This is a genomic window from Paenarthrobacter sp. NPDC089988 (assembly GCF_044748465.1).
Lineage (GTDB): Bacteria > Actinomycetota > Actinomycetes > Actinomycetales > Micrococcaceae > Arthrobacter.
The window spans coordinates 136,117-162,911 of record NZ_JBIVGD010000013.1 but is presented as its reverse complement, the minus strand read 5'-3'; the positions used below and the strand labels follow the sequence as shown (position 1 = coordinate 162,911).

Sequence of the window (26,795 nt, the reverse complement as noted above, 5' to 3'; positions counted from 1 at the left end):
TCGCAAAGCCCCGTGAACCACGGTAAATGCAGCGTCGCGGTAGGTCTTGTCAGAGGAGATTAGTACCCAAACGAATATGCATCGTTACCAGTAAAAGAGAATTGCGGATCCCCTCTCGCTCAACGAGTTGGCCGGGGTGGAGTTCCCTGGTTCCGCCGGGAGGCTACCCTTCGTAGCCGATACAGAGCCGCCATGGGACGCCGGGCAGCTCGCGTGAATCCCCGGAATCGACGGGGATGCTTCCACCTACAAAGCGGCCGGTGTTCGTTGCGAGAATCGCTCCGTGCTGGTCAACGATGCAGCTGTTGGGCGGCAAAGCGCGCAGATGGGGTTCGAACGCAGTCTGGAGTTGGCTGACCGAAACATCTGCGCCAACTACCCCGGCGTATTGGCCGTCTACTGAGATCCGCCTGCCGAAAGTCATCACAATCTCATTGGTTCCGCTGGCGTCCACGTACGCGTGACTGACGTGGTAGCCGCCCTCCTCTGTGTCCTCCCCCGGCAGCCACGGGACGGTGTTCACCTCATAGAGATCCATATCGATGTACAGCCGTTGGTGGGACTCGGGGCCTGTAGGCGCGTAGCACCATGCTATCCATCCCTCCCCGTAGAATTCCTGATCGGCCATGAAGCCGTTGCCGTACAGGAGGGGTACCCCGATGGCCAGGGACCTCCTGGCCACGGCATAGATCTCTGAATCCGCCTTCTCCCGGCTCACGCCGGAGGAAATGCTGGTGCGAACGGCCTGCTCAAGGTCTCGGAGTGAGGCTGCGGCGATCCCTTGGAAGGTGCCGGCGAGTGTCTCGATGGCCGTCACTACGCGGTCCACGGACGGAGGCTGTCCTTTGGTATCGACTGGCGAAACGTCCAGCTCCAACCGTTCGTCGATGACCAGGTTCATGTCCCGCCGCACATGGTCCTCGGCGAGCTGCCGGCTTAGCGCAACGTCGCCGGCCTTGATGGCCTCGACGATCCGCGCGTGATCGTCGGCCGCGGCCTGCCTGCGGGGTGCAGGGTCCATCCAGATCAGCGGGCCAACCTCGGCTTGCAGCTCCGCCTCCTGCCTGGTCAGCCTGACGGAGCCGGAGCTCGCTGCCAGCTCAATGTGGAATTTGCTGTCGGCCCGGATCGCGTCCGCCGGGTGCTCGCTGGTCCGGATTTCATCGGACATGTACTCAAGGCGTGCCAGGGACAGCCGACTGGACCTCTCTGCTGCGGCCGCAGCGGCGCTGCCGGCCAGGAACGCGCGGAACTCGCGGAGGTCGCGCAAATCCTCCAGGGAGTAGGTGCCGACCGACTGCTTTTGCAACCGCGCGACGTCGCCCGTGTTGGCCTTGACGAAGCTTCCTCCGCCCTTGCCGCGCCGGGTCTCCACGAGACCCAATCCCCGCAATTCGGCCAGGGCTGCCCGAAGCGTCAATGTTGACACGCCCATTCTGGTGGCCAGATAGCTTTCGCTCGGCAGCTGGGATCCGTCCTCGAGGACACCGAGCTCTATGGCGTGCCTGAGGCGCCGGGCGACTTCCTCTCCCCTGTCGGCAGTCTCCAGCGGGGCGAAAGCCAGTTGCTCTTTCCATGTAGACACCGGTACTCGTCCTCCTCGAAGAAAGTGACATTTAACCTTGAATGTCTATTGACCCTTATCAATGAAAGTCTATAGTTAAGAGTACCAATCGAAGAGAAGAAGGGCACCTGTTCCGGTCAGACACAGATCAGTAGTGGTGGTCCAAAACCTAGATGAGGAAAGGAGAAGACGATGACGCGGGAAGAAGCTTACGCACAATGCAACCCGGACTCCTATGTTGAGTTTTACGGTGGCCGCTGGATCGTCGTTCCGTTCGCCCAGGTTGAGCAGCCACAGTTCTTTGTCTGCTCGCCGTCGGCGCTGAGCGTCGCCCGGTAGCCCTCCCGTCGCGCTTCCGGTTGTGTTTTAGTAAAGCCATGGCCGATCCCATAGAGGACTATGCACTGTTGTCGGATCTCCTGACGGGGCCTCTGGTTTCCCGCGGCGGCAGTCTTGACTGGGCATGTTTTCCGAGGTTCGACTCCCCTTCGCAGTTCAGCGCACTGCTGGGAACCGATGAACATGGACGGTGGTTGCTCGCCCCGGGTGACCCGGAAGCCCTGGTGACAAGCCGCTCATACGTTGATTCGACCTTCATCGTGGAAACACATTGGCGTACGTCCACGGGTTCCGTCCGGGTTACCGACTTCATGCCGGTAGGGCATGCCACCTCGTCAGTCCTGCGCCGCATCACCGGGCTTGAGGGCGTGGTGGAAATGCACCAGGAACTGGTCATTCGTCCGGGCTACGCGAAGATCGTCCCGTGGACACGACGCATCCACGACGTTGAGTCCGGCGGGACCATGCTCCAGGCCTTGGCAGGGCCGGATGCGTTGGCCCTTCGCGGCCCGCACCTTCCGGAGCCGCACACACACGGTCACGCAGGAGAGTTCACGGTATCGGCGTCGGACGTTGTGGACTTCGAGTTGACCTGGTTTCCGTCGCATCGTCCGGCGCCGGCAAGAATGGATGTGGACGCCGCCCTGCAGCAGGCCACTGCCTACTGGACAACGTGGGGAAGCCACTGCCGGTCCAATGGCGCCTACGGAGAAGCCGTTAAGCGGTCCCTCTTGGTCCTGCGTGCCCTGACGAACTACGAGACGGGCGGGATCGTCGCTGCCCCCACAACCTCCCTCCCGGAGGAATTTGGCGGGTCCAGGAACTGGGACTACCGGTTTTGCTGGTTGCGTGATGCTGCGTTGACCTTGGAATCGATGTTGACCCATGGCTACGAAACCGAAGCATTGCAGTGGCGTGACTGGCTGCTGCGTGCGCTGGCCGGGCAGCCGGAGGACCTTCAGATCATGTACGGCATCGGAGGCGAGCGGGACCTACCGGAGCGGGTTCTCGATCATCTTCCGGGGTACGCCGATTCCCGGCCCGTGCGGATCGGAAATGCCGCCGTGGCACAATTCCAGGCCGATGTGGTTGGCGAAGTGATGGTGTCTTTGGAAAGACTGCGTATGGCCGGCGGCAAGGAAGACCATTTCTCCTGGACATTGCAACAGATCCTGCTGGGATTCGTCGAGAAGCACCTTGATGACAGGGATTACGGCCTCTGGGAAATACGGGGTGAACCACGGTTCTTCACGCATTCACGGGTCATGATGTGGGCCGCCTTCGACTGCGGTATTCGTGCAGTTCGCGATCACGGCCTTGAGGGCCCGGCTGAGCATTGGGAACACCTCCGCGAAAAGCTGCGCGAAGAGATCATGGACCGGGCCTTCAACCCTGGGCTCAATTCGTTCACCCAGACCTATGGCGGTACCCAAACGGACGCAGCCCTCCTGGTCATGCCCCAGGTTGGGTTCCTGCCCTACGGCCACGAACGGATGCTGGGTACGGTGGCACGCTTGGAGGAAGAACTGCTGAACGACGGCGGCCTGCTGTTGCGGTACAGGACAGAGACGGGTGTGGACGGCCTGGAACCCGGAGAGCATCCCTTCCTGGCCTGCTCTTTCTGGCTGGTGGAACAGTACGCCCGAACAGGCCGGGAAGACGATGCCAAACGCCTCATGGACCAGTTGGTGGGGCTCAGCAATGAACTTGGCCTCCTGAGCGAAGAGTACGACACAGATGAAGGACGGATGGCCGGAAACTATCCCCAAGCCTTCTCGCACCTGGCCCTGGTCCGTGCTGCGGATGCCCTGCACGGGGTGGACCTCCTCAGCCTGGCCGGGACCATGTAGGTGCGTTGCCCTGCACGCTCCAGCCCGGTTTCCATGTAAGTTGATCCGCCGTAGGCTGCCCGTCAGGCGGCCGCGTCCGGTTCCAAGGGAAACACCCACACCTCGTCTTTTCCAGCGCGGGAAGAAACTTCACTCGACATGACGTAGTCCCGGGCAGCGGGACCCATCATCCGCAGGCCCACGAGGACCCAGCCCCCGTCGTGGCGGCCCCAACGAAGCCCATGCCGGCGCAAAGTGAAGAGGAATCGCGTTTCGGGTTCCCGCGCAACGTCGGCTATCCGGCACCAGCTGATGTACAGGCCGTAGAGAGTATCGATATCCATGCCCTCGTCGGTGTCCTCTTCAATAATGAGGGATTCCTGGATGAAGCGCGCGAAATTGTCTGTGGCCATGACGGCCTCCAAAGGGGATGAAAGGCAAGAACCGCCGGGCTGCATCGGCGAAAGAGCCTATCCCTCCACGCTACGCACACCTGTCCCGCATCACAAGGGCAGGAATAGACTGGTTCGACCATGACCGGTAGCCCAGCCCGTCTATTCCTTGGAGTCGCTGTTGCGGCGATCCTCATGTCCGGCTGCTCACCGGCTGTCCACGTCCCCGCTCCCCCGCCCGTCCAGGCATCGTCAACCAGCCAGCCCGGTCCGGTCGATAGCGCAGCGGCCATGGCCGGCGATGCATCGCCGACCACCGGGGCAACCCTGGCACCGCCTCCCACGCCAACCCAGGTCGCTGAACCGCAGCCCTTCGCCTTCAACCTCTATGAGGACGGCGACTTCGTACCGCAGTACACGTTCGAGTGGTGTGTGGCCGCAAGCATCCAGATGGCACACAACCTGGTCCGGAAGGGCGGCGACGGCACCTGGGCGGGGCAGGCCCAACAGGGCGAATTATGGGAGATGGCCCGGGTGCGTTCGTCCAACGCCTTCAACGGTGCCAACCCCATGGGCTGGGCAGCCGTGCTTGGGGAGGTGGGCCTGGGCCGCTACCGGGTGGTGAGCATTCCTGGGTACGCGGACGCACTGCGAACGGCCGCGCGGGCCATGGCCAACACCGGCAGGCCTGTTGGCCTGGTGATGTGGAGTGGACGCCACGCATGGGTGATGAGTGGGTTTGAGTCAGTGGGCGATCCACTGCTGCATCCGGAGTTCCAGGTAACCGGGATCAGGGTGCTGGATCCGCTGTACCCCTACGGCAGCGGTCAGTGGGGGCCTTCACCGGCCCCGGGCACCCTGCTGAATCCGGAGCAATTGGCCACACAGTTTGTGGTCCGCGAACCGCGGCGGTGGAGCAGCGGGCTGCCCACCGGCTACATGCTCGTAGTGCCGGAGCAGGCGGGGTCCTAGAGGTCCACCGTCCCACTCTCGCCGACACTCATCCGGGAATCGGAAACCTTGGACTTTACCCATTGAAGGACGGTGGCAGCGGTTCCGCCCGGAGCGCTCCAGTACTCCGCCGAGTCGGAGTCCACACGAAGCAGGCAGACCTCAGGAGTCTCGGGGCCGTCAGGGAACCACGCTTCCACGGCCTGGTTCCAGAGTTCACGGATGGTGGTCCTGTCCGTGACCACTTCCGCGGTGCCGGCCACGGAGACCCACTCGGTGTTCTTGCCGAAGGAGACGTTGACCCTGTTGTCGCCCCGGATGTGGGCCACCTGTGAGGTGCCCAAGCCCGTGAAGAACCAGAGGTCACCGTCATCACGGACCTCTTGGACGGCCAAAGGCCGGCTGACCAATGCCCCTGATTCGTTGACGGTGGTCAACATGCCAATTTTGGTGTGGTTGATGATGTCCGTGACTTTGGCGATGCCTTGCTTTTCACTCATGGTTGCCTCATTCCACCCTTCGTCCGGGAACCCTCCCGGCTTGCCAGCCTATTAGTAAGTTTACTTATTTACTAGTCCGGCGTGCGAAGCCGGCAGGTCACGGGCGTCCCGGTGGCGGTCCCTCGATCAAGGTGGGAATGTACTCAAGGAGTTGGGACCGCCCATCGAAGGTACGGCTCTCCACGAGTTCCAGCGCCACATCCGGATATCCGTCGTAGATCCGCTCGCTCCCGGTCCGGCCGGTAATGACGGGAAAGACCACCAGCCGGTAGCGGTCCACCAGCCCCGCAGTGAGCAGTGACCGGGTCAGGCTGAGGCTGCCCAAGGTACTCAAGGTTCCCGTGCGGGTGCGCTTCAGCTCCCGGACGGCTTCCACTGCATCACCACGTACAAGCTCGGTGTTTGGCCAAGCCAGCGGTTCCTTGACGGATTTGGAGAAGACGATTTTGGGCATCCCCGCCAACCCCGTCAGGCTTGCACCTTCGTCGTCGGAAAACCCCGAGGTATCGTCCTCCGCCTGCTGGGAAAGACTGGACATGACCTTGTACGTGTTGGCCCCCATAAGAAGGGTGATGTCCTTTTTTCCTTCCTCGTCCAGCCACGCCAAATATTCGGGTCCTTCCAACCCCCACCAGCCGGGCCAGCCCTCCCCCGAGGCGTAGCCGTCCAGGGAAATGATGAGGTCCACCATCAACTCGGCTGACGTTTTCTCCGCTGCACTTTCACCCATGGTTGGCTCCTCGGTTTGGCTGCGTTCGGGTGTGGTGGCGGCTATGCTACCGCCGTCGCCTTCCGCCCTTCAAGGACCAAGGCCACTGGGCCGCGCCTGCCGGTTTCAGGCACTTCGATCCACGCGTGACCGCCACAGCAAGTAGACAAAGTAGGGCGCGCCCACCAATGCCGTGGTGATGCCGGCTGGAATCTGGGCCGGAGCAATGATTGTCCGGCCGATGACATCGGCCAGGACTACCGTGGAAGCGCCGATCAGGGCGGCCACCGGAAGCACGCGCACGTGCCGTGCACCCACCAGGGTACGTGCAGCGTGGGGAGCTACGAGGCCAACGAACGCAATGACACCCACCGATGAAACCGCCCCGGCGGTCAGGAGCACTGCCACGGAGAGGAGGATCAACCGGGAGCGCGTCAGGCGGATGCCAAGTACGCGGGGTGAATCGTCGTCCACGGCGATCAGGTCGAGGTCCCTCCGCAGGGCGGCCAGGACGGGAATCGCCATCACCAGCGCAAGCAGCGGAGGCAGGACCGAGGCGAAGTTTCGCCCGTACGTTGATCCGGAAAGCCATGTCAAAGCCTTGGTTTGGTTGAACGGATCCGTTGAAACGAGCAGGACAGTGATGATGGCCGCGAGTCCTGCGGAGACGCCGATTCCGATCAGGACAAGCCGGTTCTGCTGCAGGCCTCCGCGGAAAGACAGGCCAAAGACCAACGCGGCGGACAGTGCGGCGCCCAGCAAGGCCGAGCCGGTAACTACCCACGCTCCAGCCAGGGGAACCGTGGTGATCACCGCAATGGCGGCCAAACCGCCGCCGCCCGAGACGCCCAGGATGCCGGGCTCGGCCAGCGAATTCCGGGAGACCGCCTGGATGAGGGCGCCGGCAAGGGCCAGCGCCGCACCCGCCAGGACTGCGGCCAGGACACGCGGCATCCGGGTGCCCAGGATGGCATTGACCCGGTTTCCGGACTGCCCCGTTATCCAATTGACCAGATCCCCAAGCAGCAGTTTGGCATCGCCGAGCAAAGCTCCCGCCACGAGGAGCCCCGCCAGCAGGACCAGCAAGGTCACCAGGACGCCGCAGTAAAACCTGCGCGAGCGCAATCGCGCCAGGGCATCCCCGGCGGCGCTGAGGCCGGCGTCGGTCATGCGCAACGCAAGGGCCACCAGGAACACAGCACCAAAGACGGTGGTCACCGCGCCCGTCGGCACCTCGACGCCGGCCTGGGCACCGAACAGCCCGCGTACGGCGACGTCCGCGCCAACCACGACTATCGCTCCGGCCAACCCGGAAACGGGCAGCAGGGAACGGTGGCGGCCAAGGCCGCGGAGGCGGCTGGCCAGCATTCGGACGATGGCCGGGGCGCACAGCCCCACGAAACCGATGGGTCCCGCAATGGTCACCGCCGCTGCGGACAGGACAACAGCCAGGACGACGGCGGCCACCCGGGCTACGCGCGGATCGGCACCTGCCAGCCTCGAGGCGTCGTCCCCCAGGCCCAGGAGGTCAAGCCTGCGGGACAGTACCAGGAGCAGGGCGACAGCCACCAGTACCACCGGCGTGAACTGCAGCAATTCATCCGTGCGGGACTGGGCGAGGCTCCCTTGGCCCCAGGCATAGAGCCCGGTTGTCTGCTGGCTGAACAGCAGCAGGAGGGCGCTGGTCGCCGAATGGAGGCCCAGCGCCAGTGCGGTCCCTGCAAGGACCAAGCGAATGGGGCCGCCGTTGCCGTTGGCTCCACCGCCTGAGAGGGCCAGCACGAGCACGGCGGCGGCGAGTCCGCCAAGGAAGGCAACGCCACCGGACAAAAGCGCGGGCAAGGAAAAACCGAACGCCGCTACGCCTACGATCGCGAAATGCGCGCCGGCGTTGACCGCCAAGGTATCGGGCGATGCCAGGACGTTGCGGGTTGCCGATTGCAGCGCGGCTCCGGCAACGCCCAGGGCTACGCCCACCAGGAGGCCTGCCACGAGGCGCGGCACGCGGGAGGCGATCAACACCGCCGTCGCCTGGTCCGAGCCGCTGCCGGTGAGCAACCCCAGTAACTCGGCAGGGCCGACGTCGGCCGTCCCTTGGGTCAGGTGGAGCAGCGAAAAGGCCGCCAGGAGTGCCAGGCCGGCTACGGCGGCAAGAGCGGTTCCGGACCTGCGCCGGGAACCGGCAGGAGCGGGGGCGGGAGCGCCCGCCACGGCCGTGGTAGCGGTCATGGCGGGCCTCCGTGCTGTTTGGGTCATGATGCGGCGGTGCTATTTGGTGAGGGAGGCCACCAGGGCGTCGACGTATTGCGTCATCGAAGCCGGGCCACCGAACATCCAGATGCCGTCCGGCAGGCGGTGGACGCTTCCGGAAGCGACGAACGGAAGGGACTTCCAGACCGCGTTGTTGGTCAGCTCATCGGTGAAGTCGCCGTCGGCGTTGTTGGTGATGTAGGCAAAGCTGTCCGCGTTGATGGCGGTCAAGCCCTCGACGTCGGTGGACGCCAGCCCGTAGGCGGGATCGCCTTCCATGGTCCAGGGGCTCACCAGCCCAAGTTCGGTGTTGATGTCCGCCAGCAGGGATCCCTTGACGTACGGCCGGACCGAAACCTTGCCGTCGGCCACCCAACCGTCGGCGAATGCCACGCGCTTGCCTGCGAGCCCGGCCTTTTCGAGGTCGGACTTGCCCTTGGCCACCGCTGCATCGAACGCGGCGATGGCTTCATCGGCCTTCTTTTCCGTGCCTGTTGCCTTGGCGACGAGCTTGAGGTTGTCCTCTGCCTGTGCGATCTGGCGGCTCGCGTCGGCCGACTTGACCACCACAACGGGAGCCAGCTCCTCAAGCTGCTTGATGACCGGGTCGGTCAAGTCCGTGGTGGCGACAATCAGGTCGGGATCCAGGGAAGCGATGGTGTCGAAGCTGGGTTCGCTGCGGGTTCCGATGTCCTTGGGCGTGCCGTCCAGCTTGCCGGCTGTGACCCAGGCACTGTAACCCTTGACGTCGGCCACACCCACGGGCATGACGCCGAGCGTCGTGAGGTTCTCCACGACGTTCCACTCCGTGCCAACCACGCGCTTGGCGGGTCCGTCGAGTTTGACCTCCGTGCCGCGGGCGTCGGTCACGGTGATGGCACCGCCGCCTGCGGCGCCGCTGGAGGCCGAACCGGCTGGTGCTTCAGTGGTGCCGCAGCCGGTGAGGAGAAGCGCGGCAGCGGCGGTAGCGGCCAAAGCCTTGGGGATTTTCATGGACGCGTGGTCCTTTCATTGTTGGGGGGTTGGGTTTCGCTGTGCCGGCCCACTGCGCGGGTGCGCAGCCTTCCGGTCAGCGGATCAGTGTGGGTAACGATGGGGATGGAATAGACCTCGCTGAGGAGTGTGGCGTCGAGGGCCTCGTGTGCAGGACCCGCCGCAGCGATGCGGCCTTCGGAGAGCACTACTACCTGGTCGGCCAGCGCCGCAGCCTCGTCGAGGTCGTGCAGCACGACGCCGACGGCCACACCGTGGACGCGGGCCAGGTCGAAAACGAGGTCGAAGATTTCCACCTTGTAGCGAAGGTCCAAATGGTTCGTTGGTTCGTCGAGCAGGAGCACCGAGGTGTCCTGGGCCAGGCAACTGGCCAGCCACACGCGCTGGAGCTGCCCTCCGGAAAGCTCGTGGACTCCCCTGCCGGCCAACTCATCGACGCCGGTGAGCAGCATGGCGCGTTCGACGGCGGCAGCCCCCTCAGGGTCGGCCGCCCGCCAGCGTCCACGGTAGGGATGGCGGCCGAACTCGACTACGTCACGAACGCTCAGGCCGTGCGGGACCGGGCGGCTCTGCGAGAGCAACGTCACGTGGCGGGCAAAATCGCTGCGCTTCATCATGAGGGCATCAACTGCGTTACCGTCCGAGGGGTTGACGGTAACGCTTCCCGATGACGTGGCATGCAAACGTGCCAGGGCCCGCAGCAATGTGGACTTTCCGCTGCCGTTGGGGCCCACCAGGGCGACGATCCGCCCGGGCTCCAGGTCCAGGCCAGCACCGTGCACAACGGCCTTGGCGCCATAGCGCAACACAAGGTCGTGAGCCGTGAGGCCCGCGTGTTTTCCCTGCTCAATCAGAGTTTGCTCAATCACAGATGGAAGATTAGCTTAGGCTTACCTAATTTATGAAAACGGTGGCGTCATTTGTCAGCGGAGTCACAACACGCCTGGGTGGTGGCATCATTACGTTCATGGCTTTTGACCAGCTCCCTACTGTCCAGCGCCTTCGTCCCCAAGGGCTCGTGAATAGCCCCGCCTTCAGCCATGTCGCCATCGTGCCTCCTGGCGCCACCACCATTTACGTGGGCGGGCAGAATGCGGTGGATGCAGACGGCAAACTCGTTGGACCGGACGACGTCGCAGTTCAGAGTGCCCGCGCCTTGGCCAATGCCCGCACCGCCCTGGCCGCGGCCGGAGCGGCCCTCTCCGATGTGGTGCAATGGACTGTGCTCTTCGTCGACGGCGCGGACCTCGCGGCCGGGTACGGGGCCATCGCTGCCGAGCTCGCCTCGGATGAACCTCCACTGGTCACGGCCGCTCGCGTGGCAGGCCTCGGCGCCCCCGGTGCCTTGGTGGAGATCAGTGCGGTAGCCGCCGTCGTTCGCTGACTTGCAAGTGAGGGCTCCGCAAGGTGCCCCCGGCAACTCCTCTGGTTCAGGGGGCCGAACGTTGCTAGCGTGACGCCATGAGTCCCTCGAAGACCCCTCCCGAGATCCTGGCCATCGACGACTGGGACGTCAGCATTTCAAGTCCGGACAAGGTGGTATTTCCGGAACCGGGGATCACCAAGCTGGATCTGGTCCGGTATTACCTGGCCGTTGCGGAGGGAGCATTGCGCGGTGCGGGCGGCCGTCCCATGGTCCTGAAGCGCTTCCCCAAGGGCATCAACGCCGAGCCGTTCTTCCAAAAACGTGTTCCTGAGAACCATCCGCCTTTCATCGACACGGCAACCCTGCACTATTCATCCGGGACCTCGGCCGAGGAAGCGGTCATCCGGGATGCTGCAGGATTGGCATGGGTAGTGAACCTGGGGTGCCTCGACCTCAATCCGCATCCTGTGCGCGCAGAGGACCTTGACCATCCGGACGAACTGCGTATCGATTTGGATCCAATGCCAGGAGTGGATTGGTCCCAAATCGTGGATGTTGCCTACGTGGCGGGGGAAGTGCTGGAGGACATTGGATTGGTGGGGTGGCCCAAAACCAGCGGATCCCGGGGTTTACACATCCTGGTCCGCATCAAGCCCGAGCACGACTACAAACAAGTGCGCTTCGCGGCCGAAACGCTCGCCCGCGAAATCGAGAACCGGGTACCCGGACTTGCCACTGCCCGATGGTGGAAGGAGGAACGGGGCGAAAGCGTCTTTGTTGACTTCAACCAAAACGCCAAGGACCGGACGGTGGCCTCCGCCTACTCGGTGCGGCCGCTACCCGACGCCAGGGTCTCCACTCCCCTCACCTGGGATGAGCTGGCGACGGCCAGGCCCGGCCAATTCACTGTGTTGACCGTACCGGCGCGGTTTGCGGAGCAAGGGGATCCCCACGCAGGGATCGATGGTGCTGCAGGCAGCCTGGACCGGCTCCTCGCTTTGGGCGCCGAACTGGGACCGGCAGAAAAGGCTCCGCGTTCAGGTGATGGTTCCGGACGACGGCAGTCGGTCATGCCGCTCATTGAGGTGGCCCGCACCAAGACCAAGCCTGAAGCCCTTGAAGCACTGGAGGAGTGGAAGTCGCGCCACGCAGCTGTTGTGCCGGAGTTGCACCCTGCCGATGTCCTGGTGGACGGCATGCGCGGCTCAAGCTCCCTGTGGTACCGCGTCCGCATCAACCTACAGCACGTTCAGGAAGCAAAACGCCCGGAGCAGGAAGAGTTGATCGCCAACTACGATCCCTGGGCCGGCAAGGAATGGCCCGGCCGGCCCGGAGCGTGACCCCGCTCCCCTGCTTCCGCTAGTGCCGCGGAATGTTGCGGAGGTTGCTCCGGGCCATGCTGACCGCCTCCCCTGCCCCACGGTTCAGCACCACCTTGGACATTGCGGTGGCGAAGCCGATCACCTGGGAGCCCGAAATCTTGGGCGGGAGGGACAACGCCTGGGGGTCAGTGATCAGCTCAACCAGCGACGGTCCGGGGTGCGCGAACGCCGAACGGTAGGCCCCTTCGATGTCCGCGGGATCCGTAACCCGGACGGCATGGAAGCCCAGGGCGGCGGCCACTGCCGCATAGTTGACGTCGGGAACGTCAACACCGAAGTCCGGCAAGCCGTCCACAAGCATTTCCAGCTTCACCATGCCCAAGGTGGAATTGTTGAACACCACTACGTTCACCGGAAGTTTGAGCGCTGCGACCGTGATGAGCTCTCCCAGCAACATGGACAGGCCTCCGTCCCCCGAAACCGAGACCACCTGGCGTTCCGGGAACGCCACCTGCGCTCCGATGGCATGCGGCAGGGCGTTCGCCATGGAGCCGTGGAGGAAGGAACCAATCAACCTGCGCGTGCCCAGGGGGTTGATGTACCGGGCCGTCCACACGTTGCACATCCCGGTGTCGGCCGTAAAGATGGCGTCTTCTGCTGCAACCTGGTCCAGCAGTGAGGCCGCGTACTCCGGGTGGATGGGTTGTTTCTTCTCCACTTTCCGGGTGTAGGCTCCCACGGCCTTGTTCATCAGGCGATCGTGCTTCTTCAGCATCTGGTCCAGGAAACGCCGGTTGGTCTTCGGCTTCACCAGGGGCAGCAGGGCGGTGAGGGTAGGCAGGACGTCGCCGTGCACGGCAAGGTCGACGTCCGTCCGCCTCCCCAGCCGCTGTGCGGCCCTGTCCACTTGGGCCGTGCGGGTATCCGGCAGGAACTGGTCGTAGGGGAAATCGGTCCCGAGGAGGATCAGCAGGTCAGCGTCCTCGATGCCTTCCGCTGCCGCGCCATATCCAAGCAGGCCCGTCATGCCGATATCGAAGGGGTTGTCGTATTGGACGAAGTCCTTGCCCCGCAGGGAGTGTCCGATGGGTGCCTTGGCGAGTTCGGCCAGGGCGATCAGCTCACTGTGGGCTCCCGCGACGCCCGCCCCCGCGAAAATGGCGACCTTGCCGGCGTCGTTGATGGCATCGGCGAGGGCCTGCACGCTCGTGGGATCGGGGATCAAGGCGGCCGGGCGGAAGGTGGCCGGCAGTGGCGTGGGCGCCGTGGCTTCGAGGCCGGCAATATCGCCCGGGAGTGTTACGACGGATACTCTGCCGAGTGCCAGCGCGCTCTGGATGGCGCTGTGCATGACCCTTGGGGCTTGCTCGGCCGTGCTGATCAATTCCGAGTAGACGGAACACTCATTGAACAGCCTGTCAGGGTGGGTTTCCTGGAAGAATCCGCTGCCGATCTGCTTGCTTGGTATGTGCGAAGCGATGGCCAGTACTGGAGCGCCTGTCCGGTTGGCGTCGTAGAGGCCGTTGATCAGGTGAAGGTTGCCGGGGCCGCAGGAGCCCGCGCACACGGCGAGCTTCCCGGTCAGCTGCGCTTCCGCGGCGGCAGCGAAGGCAGCGGCCTCCTCATGGCGCACGTGGATCCAGTCGATGCCGCCTTTTGCTGATCCGCCGGTTTGCCGGACGGCATCCACAAGGGGGTTCAGGCTGTCACCCACGATCCCGTAGATCCGCTGCACCCCGGCAGCTTGGAGTTGTTCTATGAGCTGGGTGGCGAGTTCCTTGGCCATGCGTGCAGACTCCCGTGTTTTGTGGTGGTGGCTGACACGGCCAAATATAGCCGCCCAGGATCAACGGATTTCCGCCGTCCGCTACGGCAGTTCAGTCAGTGCGGATGCTTTGTGGGCTGCGCGGGCGCCGGTTTTCGCAGATTCCACGACGTATTGCGGCTCATCTTCGCTGGCGCGGTGGGTGTTGCCATCAAGCTGAAAATCGCTCGTCTTCTTTTCAACGATCTTGCCGTGTGTCTTGCCTTGGGAGGTGTTCCACTCCACGTGCGTTCCCTTGCTCAGTGCCATGGTGTTCCTTTGCTTGGTCTGGACCGTCCGGGGCCTGGATAGCCGGAAGGCGCACCTGTGGGGTGGAGCCTTCGGAGACGACGCTAGTGGACTTGTCCTGCGCGCGGAACCTCATTCGCGGAGTGGTAGCCCGGGCGTCACCTTTGGCGTCCGGGGCGGAGGGAGAAGTTACATGCCGGAAACTTCGGCTTGATGGATCGGAAACGCCGCCTGTGTTGAATGTCAGTTATCAACGTTTCATGACATGATCCACTAAGGAGTTACCTGTGACCACCGAGATCAACTTCCGCTACCTCAGCGAACCCGACATGATCGCCGCCGGCGTCGGCGACCTGGTCCGCTGCACCGACGTCATGGAGGAAGCCCTCGTCCTCCTGCGCCAGGGCGATTACCGAATGGCCGGCGAGAACGGCAACTCCCACGGCGCCATGATCACCTTCCCGGCAGCCCCTGCGTTTGAGGGCATGCCCAAGGACGGACCGGACCGACGCTTCATGGCCATGCCCGCCTACCTCGGCGGCCGCTTCGGTACCTCCGGGGTCAAATGGTACGGCTCCAACACCGAAAACCGGCAGAAGGGTCTCCCCCGCTCCATCCACGTCTTCGTCCTCAACGACAGCGACACCGGCGCCCCGCTCGCGATCATGAGCGCCAACCTCCTCAGCGCCTACCGCACCGGTGCCGTTCCCGGCGTCGGAGTCAAGCACCTGGCCAAAGCAGACGCGAAGGTCGCCGCCGTCGTCGGACCCGGCGTGATCGCCCGTTCCGTCCTGTCGACCACCCTCGCCCTGCGCCCCTCGATCGACACCCTCTACGTCAAAGGCCGCAGCGAAGGCAGCACCCAGGCCTTCGTCGACTGGGCCCAGGCCACCTTCCCGCAACTGAGCAAAGTCGCGGCGGCACCGAGCATCGAGGACGCCATCTCCGAGGCCGACGTCGTCATGGCCACCACCTCCACCGATGCCGCCGGAAGCGAAGCCTTCCCCTACTTCCCCAAGCACGCCATCAAACCCGGCGCGCTCCTGCTCCTGCCCGCCGCGGCCCGCTTCGACGACGACTTCCTCCAAGGCGACGCCCGCCTGGTCATCGATGCCGAAGGCCTCTACCAGGCCTGGCTCGAAGAATACGGCCCCACCGCCTACCAGATCCTCGGCATCCCCGGATCCCACTGGTTCGGTCTCCTCGAAGAAGGCAAGCTCCCCGCCTCCAAGATCGAAGAAATCGCCGACATCGCCACCGGCAAACTCCCCGCCCGCCGCGACGACGAAGAAATCATCCTCTACTCAGTCGGCGGCATGCCCATCGAAGACGTCGCCTGGGCCACCGAGCTCTACCGCACCGCCGACGAAAAGAACATCGGTACCGTCCTGAACCTCTGGGAAACCCCCGCCCTCGCCTGACCCGCCCCACAAGAAGACCTGCGTTGGGGGCGGCGGTCACCCGCCCCCAACGCACTCCACCCACATCGCTCCGCTGCACCCAAAGAACCGTTCGAAAGGGGTTTCCCATGGATACGGGAAATGTCGCCTGGCTGCTGGTCAGCTCGGCCCTGGTTTGTTTGATGATCCCCGCGCTTGCCCTGTTCTACGGCGGGATGGTGGGCTCGCGCCGCATCCTGAACATGATGATGATGTGCTTCGGCGGCGTCAGCATCGTCGCCGTCCTCTGGGCCGCGTTCGGCTACTCCGCGGTGTTCGGCAACTCCCTCGGCGGCGCCGGACTGCTCGGCGACCCCACCCAATACCTCGGACTGGAACAACTCCTTGCCGATGACCCCAACGCCGCCATCCCACCGGCCCTGTTCGCCGCGTTCCAGCTCTTCTTCGCAGGCATCACCACTGCCATCATCGCCGGCGCCGCGGCCGGACGCATGAAGTTCGGCGCCTGGATGCTGTTCGCCGCCCTCTGGGCAACAGCGGTCTACCTCCCCGTCGCCCACTGGGTCTTCGCCCTGAACTCCCCCGACGGGAGCGTCACCGGCGGCTGGATCCTCAACGGGCTCAAAGCCATCGACTTCGCCGGTGGCACGGCAGTGCACATCAATGCCGGAGTGGCCGCCCTCGCCCTCTCACTGGTCCTAGGCCGAAGTGCCGGGTGGCCCAAAAGCGAACACGTCCGCCCCCACAGCAGGCCGCTCGTCCTCGTCGGTGCCGGACTCCTCTGGGTCGGCTGGTACGGCTTCAATGCCGGGTCAGCGCTCGCAGCCGGGAACACCGCCGCCGTCGTCTTCCTCACCACCTCAGTGGCAGCTGCCGCCGCCCTCCTGGGCTGGATCGCCGTCGAACGCCTCCGCCGCGGCCGTGCCAGCAGCATCGGCGCCGCCTCCGGGCTCGTCGCCGGCCTCGTTGCGATCACCCCAGCCTGTGGCGCGGTCAGCCCCCTGGGCGCGATCGCCATCGGCGCCATCGCCGGTGCGGTGTGTTCGCTGGCTGTGGAGTGGAAGTTCCGCCTGGGCTTCGACGACTCCCTGGACGTGGTGGGAGTGCACTTGGTGGGCGGCGTCATTGGCACGCTGCTGATCGGCGTCTTCGCCACCGAAGCAGCTCCGAACAAGGCCGCCGGACTGCTCTACGGCGGCGGTTTTGGCCTCCTCGGCACCCAGGCCCTGGCTACGGGAGCCGTGTTGCTGTACTCCTTCGCCGCAACCTGGATCGTGGCGAAACTCGTTCAGGTGACGGTAGGACTACGCATCCGGCCGGAAGACGAACTACGCGGCATCGACATCGCCGCCCACGCCGAAGAGGCGTACCTGGTGGACGAAGAGCCCGAAATGCTCGGATCTCCCTCGCGTTCGTAAAGCGCCATGCGCACGTGAAGAGGGGCGGCCTGAAGATACATCCAGGCCGCCCCTTCTGGTTCTTTCAGCGGGCCGAAACCGCGAGGAAGCGAATAGGCAGCTCCACCAGGCGCAGCGGACCGTGCGGACCTTCGCCCTCGAAGACCAGCGAATCCCCGGTGGCGAGCTCGTATTCGTAAGACCCGTGCCCGTAGACCATCCGACCTTCGAGCATGTAAATGAACTCCGTGCCGGGGTGCTGGAACTGCGGGAAGACATCGGAGGCGCTGGTCAGCGTCACGAGACTGGGCTCGATGGCCTGGTCACGACGCTTGAGGGAGCCGAGGGAACGGTACTCATGCCCGTGCCGGGTACCGCTCCTGACCGTGACGCTTCCTTCCCCGGCCCGGGTCAGGGTGGCTTCGCGTTCAGTGTCCGCGCCCTGGAACAGCGCGGTCACCGGTACGTTCAAGCCTTGGGCCAGTCGCTGCAAGGTGGTCAGTGAACACGAGGTGCTGGCCGACTCGATCTTCGAGATCATCGCTTTGGACAAGCCTGTGCGGTTCGCCAGTTCCGCCGCCGACATCCCCGCATCTACCCTGTGCCGTTTCACCTGGACAGCGATAACGCCCTCCAATGCCCCGAGGGTGGCTCCTGATTCCGGGTGGTCTACGGTCGCTTCGGCCTTTTCCGTCCGCCCAGTTGTCATGCGTTTGAGTATAGATGCGCCCGGCCCGCTGCGGCCCCCCAAACAGGCCTTAGGCGGCAGGCCGCCACATAATGGCCGAGCGGAGATCCTTTGCGACTTCAGTCGGGTTGGGCGCTGCGTGGATCGCGGCACCGACGACGGCGACATCCGCGCCTGCTTGCTGGACGGCGTCGATGGTACTCGGCTTGACGCCACCGGCAACCGAAAACGGTACGCCGGATGCGACGCCGGCACGGACCAGCCCATCCAGGTCGAATCCCGGGGCTCTCTGCTCGTCGAGGCCACCGGTCATCTCCACGAACGATGCACCCAGGCCCCAGACTTCCTTGGCGCGGGCAACCTTGTCCGTGACGCCGATCAGGTCGACGACCACACCCTTGTTCCGGGCCTTCGCGGCTTTGACGGCACCGGCGATGGTGGAGTTGTCCGCGGCACCAAGCACAGTGACCAGATCCGCGCCGGCGCCGAATGCCAGGTCGGCTTCCAGCTCACCCGCGTCCATGGTCTTCATGTCGGCAAAGACGATCTTGTCCGGATGGGCTTCCTTGACGGCCGTGATGACGGCAAGGCCCTCGGTCTTAATCAGGGATGTCCCTAGTTCGATGATGTCCACATACCTGGCTACTTTGCCAGCCAGTTCGAGCGCGGCTTCGGTTGTGAGGAGGTCGATGGCTACCTGGAGTTTCATGAGGTGGCTCCTAAAGGGGTTACGGCTGTGGAAATGAAACCGGTCCCCGGTGCGGCAACGGACGACTTTGCCGCTGCCGCACCGGGGACCGGAAGTAAAGAACGGACTGGCACGCTGGTGTGGATTTCGTGCCAGTCCGCGCTGGTGCTGGTTAGTTCCCGTTGTGGCAGCAGGTGTCGCTGTCACCGGTTTGGGTGGTGCTGGTGGTGGTGGGGAGGTTGAGGGTGGGGTTTTGGTTGAAGAAGCCGTGGGGTTCGAGCATGAAGCCGATGTTTTGGCGGGGCATGACGGGCCAGTCTTCGAGGCGGACGACGTGGTGCATGCCGAAGGTGTACCAGACTACGAGGTCTTGATCGACGATGTTGCGGTCTTTTTGGGTCCAGATGTGCAGTCCGTCATCGGCGCCGGTGGCCTGGTTCGGGTATTCGCCGGCGGCGAAGCGTTCGGTGCGGTCGTAGGGGGTGACCCAGAGGTTGTGGCGGGCGAATTGGGCGCGTTTGGAGACGTAGGCGTCGTCCCGGGCGGCGAGTTGGATGCCGTTGGTGGGGATCAGCCGGTACGCGACGGGTTCGTTGACGAGGTTCTTGGAGTCGTGGTTGGTGATTTTCCAGAACCGGTGCTTGGCCTCATCGGTTTTCCGGATCGCGGCTTGTTCGGTTTCCAGGAGCCGGTCCACGGCCATGAACGCGGTGCCGGTGGGGTTGTGTTCGGGGTATTCCATGTCCACTTCGTACACGGCGTTCTTCACCCCATCGAGTTCGAAGTCCATGCGGACGTTGAACATGTGCTGGTGGATCGGTGCGTAGAGCCCGTCGTTGTTCAGGTTCTGCCCGTACGGGTTCCTTTCACCGGGTTGCTGCCCGGCGGTGGAGAGGATACCGGTGGCCTTGACCAGGAACTCAATACTTCCGTCGAGGAAGAGGTGCCAGTAGAAGGCGTATTCGTAGTTCGCGACCGTGGCGATGAAGGAAATGACCAGTTTCCGGGACCGGCGGGTCTCGGCGGTGCCTTCACGGAAATCGAAGTGCTTCCACAAAATGGAGTCGTCTTCTTCGTGCATGCAGATCGCGTTCTTGATCGTCCACGGGTTGCCGTGCGAATCCACCGAGTGCCCGTCGAAGTACTTGATCTCACCCAGGCAATCACAGCCCAGGGTCAGGGAGTTGGCCATGTTGCCGATGTTGTACTCACCCGAGTCGAACGCGTTCTTCTTCGCCTGCACCGGGGCCGTGTCACCATACGGGACGACCATTTCCGAGAGCGAAGCACGGTTGATCACCGGACGGTCCACGTCATTGTCACGGAATTTGAGCTGGTGCAGCACCAGGCCCTCACGCGGGGTGAACCCGACCCGGAAGGACCAGTCAGCCCAGCGCACATGATTCCCGGTGACCGTGAAGGACGCGCCTTCGGGTTGGGTGATGTTCAACGGCTTCAAATCCGTCCGGGGCTCCCCCACATACTTGGGCAGGTAATTACCCCGGGCCGAGGGCACCGGGATGGCCTGGTCATCCTCCAGGCGGACGACCTTGCCGGCGTTGAGGTCATAGAAAACAATGAAGTTCTCAATCGGGTGCGCGTACGGGGAATCATCAGCCTCATCACGGACGAACACCAACGCCCGCATCAGCCGCCGGCCCTCGTTATCCTCACCGAAATACCCCACCGACCACGGCTCGAAACACACCAAATCCAGATCCGTCAGGCCACGCTTAGCCAACGCCGCGATCACGTCCGGGTCCTTCCGGCACGCGTCCTCACACTCAGCGAACTCATCCAACATGAACGGCGGCTGCACATTCTCCGCCAACATCTTCCACGAATCCACCGTGCCCGCATCCAAATCCACCACGGCCTCAAAAGACCTGGCCTGAGCACGGTCAACCAGCACCGCGTCAGCCTCACGAGCCACCGCAACACCAGCCCGCAAATCCTCCTTCGACGGCTCACGCAACTCCACGCTGATGAACCGGAACGACTCAGCCGCAGCCGGACCCTCCTTCAACACCGCCACCGCACGCGCGATCTCCACCCGCGACAACGGATCCAACGGATGCGAAACACCCACCAAAACCTCAGTATCAGCATTCAAAGTCACAACTAACTCCTTTGTTTCCTGGGAAGGGACGCCTGCTGACGGCGTGCAGGCCCCGGGAAGCGATGTGTCTACATCCCGCACGGCCCGGTACTGCTCATCAGGGCGAACGTACATAACGGGCCATTGATGCGCCGGAACCGTTCAACACTGTCCGGAAATGGTCATCAAGGCCGACGGAACGGAGCGTACGAGCACCTTTGGTCCGGTGGGGCCGGCAGGTGGCCGTACGAATGCCTGGCATGCCCTGGTTTCCAGGGATTCAGAGAAGCTCTGCGATGAACCCAACTGCTGTGATGCCAGTCACCCGCATTCCTTTCATGCAGTAAAACTACGCCATGAATTTCATTCATGCGAGCGATTTATCGAGAATTACCTGAGAAATTATCCGCCATTAATTCCCAATCGAGTTAACATGCTGGAAACATATGCGAAACATGCAGTCGTCCCAGGGAAACGCCATGCGGTCCGCCACAGTACGAAGACAGCTGAAGGCCCTGACGGTTCCATGACACTCCATTTGGTCATGTGCCGTCAGGGCCTTCAGTTGTATTTGGTGGGCCATCTGGCCTCATCGGGAGCGGCGCACGGAGGCCGGGAGAGTCTTTCGCGCGCCGCGCCACCCGCCCCCGTACGCCCGCTTCCTATGGGGTGGGATCCAGGACCTTTTCCGGCTCTGCTGCATCGACGGGCTGCACCGCTTCCTCGGTGGACTCGCTGTTGGGACGTCGCTTCTCACGCTGGGAGTAAAGCCAGATAGGCAGGTACAGGGCGAGGACCAGGAAGCCTACCCAGGTTGACGTCCAACCAATCTCCAAGCTGTTCAGGTAGACCACGCCGACTACGCAGAACGGTACGTTGAACAGGCCGAAGAGCAAGGACACATGCTTCCAGCCCTTCGGGGCCTTGAACGGACGCTCCAGGTTGGCAAAGGCCGGGTGCTTCTTTGCCCTGACGTAGGCCAGCAGGCTAATGCCGTTGGCGAGCGTGTAGCCGATGGCTGAGGCTGCAAGGATGGCGGCAGCGTTGCCCATGGAGATGAGGACCAGATTGAACGCACCGATGATGAGCATGGCCACGAACGGTGTTCCCTGGCGGTTGGTCTTTCCAATGAAAGCGGGCAGGTTTCCTTCTGTTGACATTGAGTGCATGGCCCGGGATGAACCCAGGTAGGCCGTTTGGATGATCAGGACCATTGCGGCAACCAGCATGATGATGGTGACGATCGAACCGGCTTGGCCAAAGACTGCCTGGGCTACCGGGATGAGCGGCGAAACAGCTTGGGCCTGCACGCCATCAACACCAAGGACACCAATGACGGCGGTTTGGAGGAGGACGTAGAGCACCAGGCAGATCAGTCCGCAGGCGAGCAGCGCCTTGGGGACGTCCTTGGCGGGGTTCTTGTATTCGGGCCCGTAGATTGCCGCCGTTTCCCAGGCACAGGCGCTCCACTGGGAGATCGCAAAGATGCCGAAAAGCATCAGGATATGGTGCAGGTCCCAGCCCCAATCGGACGGCCACCAGTTTCCGGTGATGTTGGCCATGTCCACGTGGCCCGTGGCGAACGGTGCAACCGCCAGGACTACCAGCGGAATCAAGGAGATGGCAGCCAGGATGTACCCGAGAATGGCGCCGTCCTTCAGCCCGAACCAGTTCACCACATACAGGCCACCAAAAATCACGACGCCGGAGATCAGGGCAAGCTGGTATTCGCTGAAGGTCTCCCCCAGCACCGGGAACAGGCCGTGCAGGTAGCCGCCCACAAGGATGGCGAAGATGGCAAGAATGGGATTCCATCCGAACCAGTAGCTCCAGGCAGTGAAACCGCCAATCAGCTTTCCCATGTCGTACTTGCCCTTGAAGTTTTCATTGCGGAAGACCAACTGCGCGAACCCAGGCAGTCCTGAGGCCTTTGGGAACGTGGTGGCCATCTCGGCGTAGGCGGCGTTTTGCAGGAAGCCCTGAAGCACCGAAATCGCCCAGATAAGGATGGCCGCGGCAGACACATACATCGGCAGGTAGCCCAGGGATGGCAGGATCAGCAGGGGCACGCCCAGGGCAATGGCCATGCCCTGTTTCCAGTTGATCGACCTCTTCAGATGGTCGACGCCATCTACACGATTTTCACTCATAACATCTCCTTGATGTACTGACAGCAGGTGGCCGCGCGGCATCGACCCCGGCCCGGTGGAAGCGTGGAAGCATCCGCGGACACGCAGAAGAGTCCGCGGGAAGGGGAATCCCAGGCAGGGAGGCGCGAAATGGTCACAATCGGTGGGATCCCGGGGTCGGTGAAACAACGGTCGGACTCCCGGACCCCGGCTTTGAGAAGGGCCGGGACGTCACCGCTTCGCCGGCGGTAACGGCCCCGGAATCTGCAGGTGGTGCCGGCCGGAGATCGCCTCAACCCCGGTGGGGGTGGAAGGAAACCACCGGCAAACCCGGCACACTCTGCTCCAACGGATTTGGCCGGTTCAACTTCGAACACAGCCAGTGTGATGCGGGTCACTTGCATTCATTGATGGATCAAAACTACGCCGTTGAAAGCAATTTCGCGAGGCGTTTATCAAGAATTAAGTGAGAAATTAGATGGAGTATTTTCCCAACCCAGTTAACATGCTCGAAACATTCCGGAAACACGCCGGAGCGCGTTCTGTGGGTGATGAAGACGGCCGCGATGGTGCGGCAGGAATCAAATACGGCGCCCGAGTGCCGGGAATCAAATGCGGCCCGGGGGCGTCCACGACGCTGTCAGTGGTGCAGTTGCATCCTCTGAAGCACCGTCGCGGAGATCTCTTCGACGGACATGGACGCCGAGTTCACGTAGGGAATGTTGTTTGCCCTGTACATGTCCTCGGCGTTGCGGAGTTCGAAGGTGCATTGCGGGAGCGAGGCGTAGTTGCTCCCTGGACGCCGTTCCTGCCGGATCTGGCTCAACCGGACCGGCTGCGACGTCAGGCCGAAACATTTGCTTGCGAACGGGAGCAGCGGCTTGGGCAGGGTGAGGGTGTCGAAGTCTTCTTCCACCAAAGGGAAGTTGGCGGCAAGGATCCCATGCTGCAGCGCCAGGTACATCGTGGTGGGAGTCTTACCGCAGCGGGAGGGGGCGATCAGGATCAACTCTGCGCGTTCCAGTGCCCGAAGCGACTGGCCGTCGTCGTGCTCTATGGCGTATTCGACGGCGGCCATCCGCGACTGGTACCGGACGGCGTCACCGACGCCATGCGCCTGGCCGGGGAGGCCATTGGCCGAGGAACCGAGTGCTTGCTCCAACTGGCCGATGTGGGCGCCGAACAGATCGAAGAAGTGGCCTGTGCTTTGTGACAGGACGGCACGGACATCGGGGCTCACCGTCGTAGAGAAAACCAGGGGCCGCGGCCCGGCAGCAGCAACCCGGTCAATGACTGCTACGACGTCGTAGGCCTGCTCCACCGTGGTGATGAAGGGAATGGTGCGTCGTTCCAGGCGTTGCGCGGGGAACTGGGTCAGCAACGTGTTGCCGAGGGTCTCGGCGGTGATTCCGGTGCTGTCGGAAAGGAAGAACACCGTGGGGGCGGGCTGGGTGCCCGTCCCCACGGTGTGGTGGTCGACCATTTAGACGGTGGCGTGGTTGCCGGTGCGGGCCAAGCGGAGCCAGGTTTCGGTGACGGCGTCCGGGTTCAGGGAGATGGAGCTGATTCCCTGTGCCAGGAGCCATTCGGCGAAATCCGGGTGGTCGCTGGGTCCTTGGCCGCAGATGCCGACGTAGCGGCCTTTGGCGCGGCACGCGGTGATGGCCATTTCCAAGAGCTTGGTCACGGCAGGGTTGCGCTCATCGAAGCCTTCGGCCACGAGGGCCGAGTCGCGGTCCAGGCCCAGAGTGAGCTGGGTGAGGTCGTTGGAGCCGATGGAGAACCCGTCGAAGTACTCCAGGAACTCATCGGCCAGCAGCGCGTTGGCCGGCAGTTCGCACATCATCACGATCTCCAGGCCTTTCTCGCCGCGGCTCAAGCCGTTGGCTGCGAGCAGTTCGATCACGCCGCGGGCTTCGTCCAGCGTACGGATGAACGGGACCATGAGCTTGATGTTGTCCAGGCCCATCTCGTTGCGGACGTACTTCAGGGCTTCGCATTCGAGTTCGAACGCCTGGCGGAAGGACTCGGACAGGTACCGGGACGCGCCCCGGTAGCCGATCATCGGGTTTTCTTCCTCGGGTTCGAACGCCGGACCGCCGATCAGGTTGGCGTATTCGTTGGACTTGAAGTCCGAGAGCCGGATGATCACCGGTTCCGGCGCGAACGCGGCGGCGATGGTGGAGATGCCCTCGGCCAGGCGCTTGATGTAGAAGTCCCGGGGCCCGTCGTAAGCGGCGGTCTTCTCCCGGATCTGCCGGACCGTGAAGTCATCCAGGGTGGCAGGGCGGGCCACTTCACCGGCCACGGCGAGCAGCGCGTTCGGGTGGATACCGATCTGGCGGTTGATGATGAATTCCAGCCGGGCCAGGCCCACCCCATGGTTGGGGAGCTTGGCGAAACTGAACGCCTGTTCCGGGGTGCCGACGTTCATCATGATCTTCACCGGAGCCTCGGGCATGGTCTCCAGGGACGTTTCCTGCAGCGTGTACTCCAGCAAACCCTCATACACCAGCCCCGCTTCGCCTTCGGCGCAGGAGACCGTGACCGGGGTGCCGTCCTTGAGGATCTGGGACGCGTACCCGGTCCCGACGACGGCGGGGATGCCCAGTTCACGGGCGATGATCGCCGCGTGGCAGGTCCGGCCACCCCGATCTGTCACGATCGCGGCGGCCTTCTTCATGATCGGTTCCCAGTCAGGGTCCGTCATGTTCGCCACCAGCACATCGCCCTCTTGGAACGAGGCCATCTGATCGATCGAGGACAACACCCGCACCTGCCCGGCACCGATCCGCTGGCCGATCGCCCGGCCTTCGACCAACACGGTGGACCGCTCGGCAAGCCGGTAACGCGACACCGATCCCGCGGCCTTCCGCGACTCGACCGTTTCCGGGCGGGCCTGCAGGATGTACAGTTCCCCGTCCACCCCGTCCTTGCCCCACTCGATATCCATCGGACGGCCGTAATGCGCCTCGATGGCCAGCGCGTGCCGGCCCAACTGCTCCACCTCGGCATCGGTCAGGCTGAAACGCTTGCGCAGCTCCGGAGCCACCGGGATAAAGTCCACGGTGCGGCCCACCTCGCGGGACTGCGTGTACACCATCTGGATGGCCTTCTCCCCCAGCCCGCGCTTGAGCACCGCCGGACGCCCCGCCACCAGGGCTGGCTTGTGGACGTAGAACTCATCCGGGTTAACCGCACCCTGGACCACGGCTTCACCCAGACCGTACGAGGAGGTAATGAACACGGCATCCTGGAAACCGGTCTCGGTGTCCATGGTGAACATCACCCCGGACGCGCCGACGTCGGAACGGACCATGCGCTGCACACCCGCCGACAAAGCAACCTCGGAGTGCGTGAAGCCGTGGTGGACCCGGTACGCAATGGCCCGGTCGTTGTAAAGGGACGCAAAGACATCCTTGATCGCCACCAGGATGTTCTCAATACCGTGGATGTTCAGGAACGTTTCCTGCTGTCCGGCGAAGGAAGCATCCGGCAAGTCCTCAGCCGTGGCCGACGAACGCACGGCCCACGACACCTCATCGCCATGCTCCTGCGTCAAACGCTCATACGCCCCACGGATTTCATCTTCGAAACCCGCAGGGAAAGCAGTCTCACGAATCGAATCCCGGATCTGCTGGCCGACACTGGCCAAAGCGGCCACATCGCCGCTGTCCAGGCCTTCCAGAATATTCTCGATCCGGGCATCCAGCCCGGATCCGCTCAAAAACCGCCGATAAGCATCGGCCGTGGTAGCAAAACCGTCCGGAACCTTCACGCCCGCAGAGGCGAGGCTTTGAACCATCTCGCCAAGAGAAGCGTTCTTGCCGCCAACCTGGTCAAGGTCGGACAGGCCAAGATCGGAAAACCAGAGAACGTCAGTCATAAATGGTGTCCTTCGTTGGGCACGCGCTGACAAGCGCTGAAATATAGGGTGATGCAAGAGTGGGCGGATCACCCGTGAAGAAGCAAACGGATGTGACCAGCACAACTTAACGCAGTCGTCATGAAAGACCCGTGACTTTGCGAAAGGGCACTAACCCCTTAAGGGCCATAAAGCACGACGGCGGCAGGCCGCTTTGGTTTCCGGGGAACCGAAACGGGCCAGCCGCCGTCGTTCGCGCTTT

At 63.4% G+C, this 26,795-nt stretch carries 22 protein-coding genes; 7 read left to right on the top strand and 15 right to left on the bottom strand.

Annotation, left to right across the window (positions count from 1 at the left end; all coding sequences use genetic code 11):
- Nucleotides 1–163 precede the first annotated feature (163 nt).
- A complete protein-coding gene (locus ACIPV6_RS16180; protein ID WP_400271858.1) occupies nucleotides 164–1,585 on the bottom strand; it encodes an FCD domain-containing protein in 1,422 nt (473 codons plus the stop codon).
- Nucleotides 1,586–1,756: 171 nt separating this feature from the next.
- Between ACIPV6_RS16180 and ACIPV6_RS16175 the strand changes: the two genes are divergently transcribed.
- Nucleotides 1,757–1,903, top strand: coding sequence for a hypothetical protein (locus ACIPV6_RS16175; RefSeq protein WP_400271857.1), 147 nt, complete (start codon nucleotides 1,757–1,759; stop codon nucleotides 1,901–1,903).
- Nucleotides 1,904–1,941: 38 nt separating this feature from the next.
- On the top strand, nucleotides 1,942–3,753 hold the full coding sequence (locus ACIPV6_RS16170) for a glycoside hydrolase family 15 protein (protein ID WP_400271856.1): 1,812 nt from the start codon (nucleotides 1,942–1,944) through the stop codon (nucleotides 3,751–3,753).
- Between the two features lie 62 nt (nucleotides 3,754–3,815).
- Here ACIPV6_RS16170 and ACIPV6_RS16165 read toward each other — a convergent pair whose 3' ends face one another.
- Nucleotides 3,816–4,145, bottom strand: a complete 330-nt coding sequence (locus tag ACIPV6_RS16165; RefSeq protein ID WP_400271855.1) for a hypothetical protein — start codon at nucleotides 4,143–4,145, stop codon at nucleotides 3,816–3,818.
- A gap of 120 nt (nucleotides 4,146–4,265) precedes the next feature.
- Here ACIPV6_RS16165 and ACIPV6_RS16160 point away from each other — a divergent pair, with 120 nt between their 5' ends.
- Nucleotides 4,266–5,096: a hypothetical protein gene (locus ACIPV6_RS16160; RefSeq protein WP_400271854.1), complete on the top strand. Its 831-nt coding sequence runs from the start codon at nucleotides 4,266–4,268 to the stop codon at nucleotides 5,094–5,096.
- On the opposite strand, the gene ACIPV6_RS16155 is transcribed toward ACIPV6_RS16160, so the two are convergent.
- The 5 genes from ACIPV6_RS16155 to ACIPV6_RS16135 form a co-directional block, all read right to left on the bottom strand.
- Nucleotides 5,093–5,575: a pyridoxamine 5'-phosphate oxidase family protein gene (locus ACIPV6_RS16155; protein WP_400271853.1), complete on the bottom strand. Its 483-nt coding sequence runs from the start codon at nucleotides 5,573–5,575 to the stop codon at nucleotides 5,093–5,095. The two genes, ACIPV6_RS16160 and ACIPV6_RS16155, sit on opposite strands and share 4 nt — an antisense overlap.
- Before the next feature lie 97 nt (nucleotides 5,576–5,672).
- Nucleotides 5,673–6,305, bottom strand: coding sequence for a dihydrofolate reductase family protein (locus ACIPV6_RS16150; protein ID WP_400271852.1), 633 nt, complete (start codon nucleotides 6,303–6,305; stop codon nucleotides 5,673–5,675).
- A 105-nt stretch (nucleotides 6,306–6,410) separates the two neighbouring features.
- The gene (locus ACIPV6_RS16145) at nucleotides 6,411–8,540 is read right to left on the bottom strand and encodes an iron ABC transporter permease (RefSeq protein WP_400271851.1); all 2,130 of its coding nucleotides are present in this window, start codon (nucleotides 8,538–8,540) and stop codon (nucleotides 6,411–6,413) included.
- Nucleotides 8,541–8,552: 12 nt separating this feature from the next.
- Entirely contained in the window at nucleotides 8,553–9,527 is a 975-nt protein-coding gene (locus ACIPV6_RS16140) for an iron-siderophore ABC transporter substrate-binding protein (protein ID WP_400271850.1), read from the bottom strand.
- Nucleotides 9,524–10,396, bottom strand: a complete 873-nt coding sequence (locus ACIPV6_RS16135) for an ABC transporter ATP-binding protein (RefSeq protein ID WP_400271849.1) — start codon at nucleotides 10,394–10,396, stop codon at nucleotides 9,524–9,526. Before ACIPV6_RS16135 ends, ACIPV6_RS16140 begins: the two co-directional genes overlap by 4 nt.
- A gap of 98 nt (nucleotides 10,397–10,494) precedes the next feature.
- Between ACIPV6_RS16135 and ACIPV6_RS16130 the strand changes: the two genes are divergently transcribed.
- Both ACIPV6_RS16130 and ligD read left to right on the top strand, forming a co-directional pair.
- On the top strand, nucleotides 10,495–10,911 hold the full coding sequence (locus ACIPV6_RS16130) for a RidA family protein (protein WP_400271848.1): 417 nt from the start codon (nucleotides 10,495–10,497) through the stop codon (nucleotides 10,909–10,911).
- A gap of 77 nt (nucleotides 10,912–10,988) precedes the next feature.
- Complete coding sequence (gene ligD, locus ACIPV6_RS16125) at nucleotides 10,989–12,233, top strand: non-homologous end-joining DNA ligase (RefSeq protein ID WP_400271847.1); 1,245 nt, start codon at nucleotides 10,989–10,991, stop codon at nucleotides 12,231–12,233.
- 19 nt (nucleotides 12,234–12,252) lie between these two features.
- Here ligD and ACIPV6_RS16120 read toward each other — a convergent pair whose 3' ends face one another.
- Nucleotides 12,253–14,001, bottom strand: coding sequence for a pyruvate dehydrogenase (locus ACIPV6_RS16120; protein WP_400271846.1), 1,749 nt, complete (start codon nucleotides 13,999–14,001; stop codon nucleotides 12,253–12,255).
- 81 nt (nucleotides 14,002–14,082) lie between these two features.
- On the bottom strand, nucleotides 14,083–14,289 hold the full coding sequence (locus tag ACIPV6_RS16115; RefSeq protein ID WP_400271845.1) for a DUF2945 domain-containing protein: 207 nt from the start codon (nucleotides 14,287–14,289) through the stop codon (nucleotides 14,083–14,085).
- 266 nt (nucleotides 14,290–14,555) lie between these two features.
- Here ACIPV6_RS16115 and ACIPV6_RS16110 point away from each other — a divergent pair, with 266 nt between their 5' ends.
- Nucleotides 14,556–15,689: a tyramine oxidase subunit B gene (locus ACIPV6_RS16110; RefSeq protein WP_400271844.1), complete on the top strand. Its 1,134-nt coding sequence runs from the start codon at nucleotides 14,556–14,558 to the stop codon at nucleotides 15,687–15,689.
- Nucleotides 15,690–15,796: 107 nt separating this feature from the next.
- A complete protein-coding gene (locus ACIPV6_RS16105; RefSeq protein WP_400271843.1) occupies nucleotides 15,797–17,086 on the top strand; it encodes an ammonium transporter in 1,290 nt (429 codons plus the stop codon).
- Nucleotides 17,087–17,150: 64 nt separating this feature from the next.
- On the opposite strand, the gene ACIPV6_RS16100 is transcribed toward ACIPV6_RS16105, so the two are convergent.
- The 6 genes from ACIPV6_RS16100 to ppsA form a co-directional block, all read right to left on the bottom strand.
- Nucleotides 17,151–17,774: a helix-turn-helix domain-containing protein gene (locus tag ACIPV6_RS16100; protein ID WP_400271842.1), complete on the bottom strand. Its 624-nt coding sequence runs from the start codon at nucleotides 17,772–17,774 to the stop codon at nucleotides 17,151–17,153.
- 49 nt (nucleotides 17,775–17,823) lie between these two features.
- Nucleotides 17,824–18,462 carry a 3-hexulose-6-phosphate synthase gene (gene hxlA, locus ACIPV6_RS16095; protein ID WP_400271841.1) on the bottom strand — a complete coding sequence of 213 codons (639 nt, stop codon included), beginning with the start codon at nucleotides 18,460–18,462 and terminating at the stop codon, nucleotides 17,824–17,826.
- Nucleotides 18,463–18,613: 151 nt separating this feature from the next.
- Nucleotides 18,614–20,560 carry a primary-amine oxidase gene (locus tag ACIPV6_RS16090; RefSeq protein ID WP_400271840.1) on the bottom strand — a complete coding sequence of 649 codons (1,947 nt, stop codon included), beginning with the start codon at nucleotides 20,558–20,560 and terminating at the stop codon, nucleotides 18,614–18,616.
- A gap of 641 nt (nucleotides 20,561–21,201) precedes the next feature.
- Complete coding sequence (locus ACIPV6_RS16085; RefSeq protein ID WP_400271839.1) at nucleotides 21,202–22,689, bottom strand: APC family permease; 1,488 nt, start codon at nucleotides 22,687–22,689, stop codon at nucleotides 21,202–21,204.
- 619 nt (nucleotides 22,690–23,308) lie between these two features.
- The gene (locus tag ACIPV6_RS16080; protein WP_400271838.1) at nucleotides 23,309–24,151 is read right to left on the bottom strand and encodes a pyruvate, water dikinase regulatory protein; all 843 of its coding nucleotides are present in this window, start codon (nucleotides 24,149–24,151) and stop codon (nucleotides 23,309–23,311) included.
- Nucleotides 24,152–26,554 (bottom strand): phosphoenolpyruvate synthase, encoded by a 2,403-nt coding sequence (gene ppsA / locus ACIPV6_RS16075; RefSeq protein ID WP_400271837.1) that lies wholly within the window; start codon nucleotides 26,552–26,554, stop codon nucleotides 24,152–24,154.
- Nucleotides 26,555–26,795: the final 241 nt, after the last annotated feature.

Bases quoted from the DNA above. Each gene is read 5' to 3' on its own strand.
- ACIPV6_RS16160 (WP_400271854.1), top strand. From the start codon at position 4,266: ATGACCGGTAGCCCAGCCCGTCTATTCCTTGGAGTCGCTGTTGCGGCG.
- ACIPV6_RS16120 (WP_400271846.1), bottom strand. From the start codon at position 14,001: ATGGCCAAGGAACTCGCCACCCAGCTCATAGAACAACTCCAAGCTGCC.
- ACIPV6_RS16155 (WP_400271853.1), bottom strand. From the start codon at position 5,575: ATGAGTGAAAAGCAAGGCATCGCCAAAGTCACGGACATCATCAACCAC.
- ACIPV6_RS16140 (WP_400271850.1), bottom strand. From the start codon at position 9,527: ATGAAAATCCCCAAGGCTTTGGCCGCTACCGCCGCTGCCGCGCTTCTC.
- ACIPV6_RS16145 (WP_400271851.1), bottom strand. From the start codon at position 8,540: ATGACCCAAACAGCACGGAGGCCCGCCATGACCGCTACCACGGCCGTG.
- ACIPV6_RS16085 (WP_400271839.1), bottom strand. From the start codon at position 22,689: ATGAGTGAAAATCGTGTAGATGGCGTCGACCATCTGAAGAGGTCGATC.
- ACIPV6_RS16170 (WP_400271856.1), top strand. From the start codon at position 1,942: ATGGCCGATCCCATAGAGGACTATGCACTGTTGTCGGATCTCCTGACG.
- ACIPV6_RS16130 (WP_400271848.1), top strand. From the start codon at position 10,495: ATGGCTTTTGACCAGCTCCCTACTGTCCAGCGCCTTCGTCCCCAAGGG.
- ACIPV6_RS16105 (WP_400271843.1), top strand. From the start codon at position 15,797: ATGGATACGGGAAATGTCGCCTGGCTGCTGGTCAGCTCGGCCCTGGTT.
- ACIPV6_RS16150 (WP_400271852.1), bottom strand. From the start codon at position 6,305: ATGGGTGAAAGTGCAGCGGAGAAAACGTCAGCCGAGTTGATGGTGGAC.
- ACIPV6_RS16100 (WP_400271842.1), bottom strand. From the start codon at position 17,774: ATGACAACTGGGCGGACGGAAAAGGCCGAAGCGACCGTAGACCACCCG.
- ACIPV6_RS16115 (WP_400271845.1), bottom strand. From the start codon at position 14,289: ATGGCACTGAGCAAGGGAACGCACGTGGAGTGGAACACCTCCCAAGGC.
- hxlA (WP_400271841.1), bottom strand. From the start codon at position 18,462: ATGAAACTCCAGGTAGCCATCGACCTCCTCACAACCGAAGCCGCGCTC.
- ACIPV6_RS16165 (WP_400271855.1), bottom strand. From the start codon at position 4,145: ATGGCCACAGACAATTTCGCGCGCTTCATCCAGGAATCCCTCATTATT.
- ACIPV6_RS16080 (WP_400271838.1), bottom strand. From the start codon at position 24,151: ATGGTCGACCACCACACCGTGGGGACGGGCACCCAGCCCGCCCCCACG.
- ligD (WP_400271847.1), top strand. From the start codon at position 10,989: ATGAGTCCCTCGAAGACCCCTCCCGAGATCCTGGCCATCGACGACTGG.
- ACIPV6_RS16175 (WP_400271857.1), top strand. From the start codon at position 1,757: ATGACGCGGGAAGAAGCTTACGCACAATGCAACCCGGACTCCTATGTT.
- ppsA (WP_400271837.1), bottom strand. From the start codon at position 26,554: ATGACTGACGTTCTCTGGTTTTCCGATCTTGGCCTGTCCGACCTTGAC.